Here is a 3,078-nt window from a genome sequence, read left to right as displayed (position 1 = left end):
ATTAAGTCAATTGGTATTACCCCCTTCGCTAGCCAGACTGCTTTGGAGATAACACCGCTTTCGCGTCCTGCTTTTGCTAAGGTACCTACACCTTGTAGGCAAGGCGAATTTACGTACCAATAACTGCCTATTGGAAGTGAATTCAACGCAGTTGGTGCTAAATCTGGCTGCTAGCAAGGCATTAATTATCCGAAGCTCTGATCAAATAATCAATAAATAAGCGTAACCGATGTGGCATGTTGTCTCTATCTCGATATAACAAGTGAACCGTTCTCGGTTGCCCAGACCACCTTGGTAGCAAACGAACTAACTTGCCACTTTCTATCCACTCACTAGCCATAAAATAAGGGATAAAACCCACACCAAGCCCTTCAATCACAGCTCGAGAAACAACATGTAAATCATCCGCTTCTAGTCTAGCGGGAGGCAAAGGCGTATAGCTAAATTTTTCACCGGTGGTGGTCTCAATCAGCTCCCAAACCCTGACAGGGTTACTTAAAATAACAGGCAGCTTTTGTAGTTCTTTAGGGTGGTTAATTGTATTTGCTTCAATTAAAGCTGGACTACTACACACTATTGACTTTACTTGCTTCAACGGCCTGCTTATCCAATCAAGCGGAACCTCGTCACAGGCTCTGAAAGCGAGGTCAATATGCTCTTTTTCAAGATCAATATTTTTATTAGACAGTGAAAGGTTAATAGATATTTTTGGGTATTCGCGCAAGAACGCATTAAAGATATGCGCTAACTTATATTGAGTAAAATTATTCGGTGCTGACACGTTAATCGTCCCACTCGCCTCTCCTTTTTCATCAAATAGCGCATCACCTGCACTTTGCAATGCTTCTAATAATCCGCCACAGCGCTGAAAATATTGCACACCGCTTCCTGTTAATGTCACTCTATGCGCATCACGATTCAGTAATCGCAATTGTAATGATTGCTCTAAGTTTTTGATACGTCTGCTTAATGTAGAAATAGGCATACTCAATTCAAGCGCAGCTTTACTAAAGCTACCTTGCTTCGCAACGACCCAAAATAGTCGCATATCATCTAAAGAATAGTTAATTTTCATATTTGGAATCTAATATATCAAAAACGCTTATATCTTGTTGATATTGGAATATATAAACTTATCTTAATTTCATTCAATTAGTTACCCATTTATATGAAAAAAAATGCCATTATCGTAATGATGCTTGTATGTGCATTCTCTTGGGGCAGCGTATTCCCCTTAGCAAAAGTTGTACTCCAAGATATGTCAGGCTTATCGCTGTCCATTTGGCGCTTTGCGATTGCTGTTTCTAGCCTTTTAGTTTTTATGTATATAACCAAAAAGCGCATAGTTTCATTATCACTAACTCAGTATCTTGCGTTAGCGGTCATCGGCTCTATTGGCATTGGAGGGTTAAACTTTGCTCTGTTCTCTGGACTGGAGCACACATCAGCCACAAATGGCGCGTTAATCATGGCTTTAAGCCCCATTGTTACTGCACTTCTGGCAGCCATCGTTGATCAAACCTCCTTGCGGAAACTACAGCTGTGCCAACTTGGCATCGCCTTATCAGGGGTTTTATTGGTCATTACCAAGGGTGATTTAAACAGCCTTATCAATTTAACAATCAATAGAGGCGATGTGACTATTCTCATCGGTATGTTGGCTTGGTCATGCTACACGGTCTGTGCATCCAAGGTATCACATTGGTTAGCCCCCCTTGAATTTTCATTAATAACGATGGCTATGGGACTGACGACCTTGTTAATAATTAGCTTGTTTAGGGTAGAAGTAACACCTTGGGAATCGTTTATCACTTTGCCTAACTTCTCATTGGCGAGTTTAATTTACATCGGCGTCTTTGGCACCGTGGTTGGATACCTGTGCTGGAACAGTGGAGTGAAAGCGTTTGGCTCCGCAAAAGCCTCGTTATACTTCAACTTGGTGCCGGTATTTGCTGCTTTGGTTTCTGCGTTGATGGGACAAGCAGTCAGCGCAATTCAGTTAATGGGGATGTGTGTTGTATTAACTGGATTAATGATGCCTACCCTACTGCGCTTTATTAATACCAAATATGCAGCTGTCACAGCCTCAAAAATTAAGAGTTAAAATTGGATAATGGCTCATTTATATTAGTTGGGGGTATTACTTCAATTGATAGCAGCATCAGGGTGAAATTCTGCATTGAGCAGTCGCTGCCATTGGCGATCCCACTCTCTAGAGCGCTTTAGCTGGCTTAAGCCTTTGTTAAAATCGTTTTTCAACACTAGGCTACCCTCTCGAGATTTAGGAAATAAAACGTGGGCGGTGTAGGCCAAGAATGGTTTGTCGCTCGCATGAATTAACGTGGCATGCTCTGGTGTAAAGGCTTTAATGAGCAGCGCCTGCATCGCGACATCACTTAGCAGCACCAAGTCAACGCGGTCGTTGAATAGCATGTTTAAGCTGTGTTTATCATCCGTCACCATCAACACATCCAACTCACCTTGCTCTACCGCTTTATGAAACTCTGGCACATATTCATACCCCAATGTTGCACCAATCCGAAACTTTTTCAGATCATATATGTTTTCCCATTTTGGCAAAGGAGTTGTCTTTCTAAAATAGGCGAGCAAATTGCCTTTATAAATCTCATCGCTACAATAAAACGAATCAGCATATTCAGGCTCACACACCCAGTAAGACGCCATATCAAATTGCCCCAAGTTAGTTGATTGAAAGCTACGCTTCCAAGGCAAATACTCAAAGTGTACTTGGTAGCCTTGGCTTTCTAATGCTAGACGGATGATATGGTTAACAAAACCATCGTTTGCAAGTTGCTTGCCCGTATATGGAGGGTATTCTCCGGTGGCAACCGTTACTACACGCTTAGGTTGAGCCGAAGCGAACAATGAACAAGCCAATAAAATTAAACTCAAAAGTTGAATCATTGTTTCTTCACTATAAAAAACGTCTCTTTTAACTATAGTTGCTTTTTAGAACACCTTCTTCCATAAGCTAATTGCCAGCTTTAATACCAATTTTCTTAATTAAGTGGTCTATTTTGAGGCGGGAAAATCTTGTCGATAACTCCGCTACCGCGT

At 41.4% G+C, this 3,078-nt stretch carries 3 protein-coding genes; 1 reads left to right on the top strand and 2 read right to left on the bottom strand.

Translation table 11 applies throughout. The annotated features are described in order from the left end of the window. Nucleotides 1–181: 181 nt before the first annotated feature. On the bottom strand, nt 182–1,075 hold the full coding sequence (locus D9603_RS21330; protein WP_128732837.1) for a LysR family transcriptional regulator: 894 nt from the start codon (nt 1,073–1,075) through the stop codon (nt 182–184). Nucleotides 1,076–1,168: 93 nt separating this feature from the next. Between D9603_RS21330 and D9603_RS21325 the strand changes: the two genes are divergently transcribed. After that, nucleotides 1,169–2,104: a DMT family transporter gene (locus D9603_RS21325; protein WP_128732836.1), complete on the top strand. Its 936-nt coding sequence runs from the start codon at nt 1,169–1,171 to the stop codon at nt 2,102–2,104. Between the two features lie 41 nt (nt 2,105–2,145). Here the strand turns inward: D9603_RS21325 and D9603_RS21320 are convergent, their stop codons facing one another. Then, nucleotides 2,146–2,925, bottom strand: coding sequence for a transporter substrate-binding domain-containing protein (locus D9603_RS21320; protein WP_125251791.1), 780 nt, complete (start codon nt 2,923–2,925; stop codon nt 2,146–2,148). Between the last annotated feature and the right edge of the window lie 153 nt (nt 2,926–3,078).

Origin of the sequence: Pseudoalteromonas sp. PS5, from assembly GCF_004103255.1 — a bacterium.
GTDB classification, from domain to species: Bacteria; Pseudomonadota; Gammaproteobacteria; order Enterobacterales; family Alteromonadaceae; genus Pseudoalteromonas; species Pseudoalteromonas peptidolytica.
This window is presented reverse-complemented; position numbering and strand designations above follow the sequence as displayed.

Coding starts and splice junctions, on each gene's coding strand:
- D9603_RS21330 (WP_128732837.1), bottom strand. CDS start 1,075: ATGAAAATTAACTATTCTTTAGATGATATGCGACTATTTTGGGTCGTT.
- D9603_RS21320 (WP_125251791.1), bottom strand. CDS start 2,925: ATGATTCAACTTTTGAGTTTAATTTTATTGGCTTGTTCATTGTTCGCT.
- D9603_RS21325 (WP_128732836.1), top strand. CDS start 1,169: ATGAAAAAAAATGCCATTATCGTAATGATGCTTGTATGTGCATTCTCT.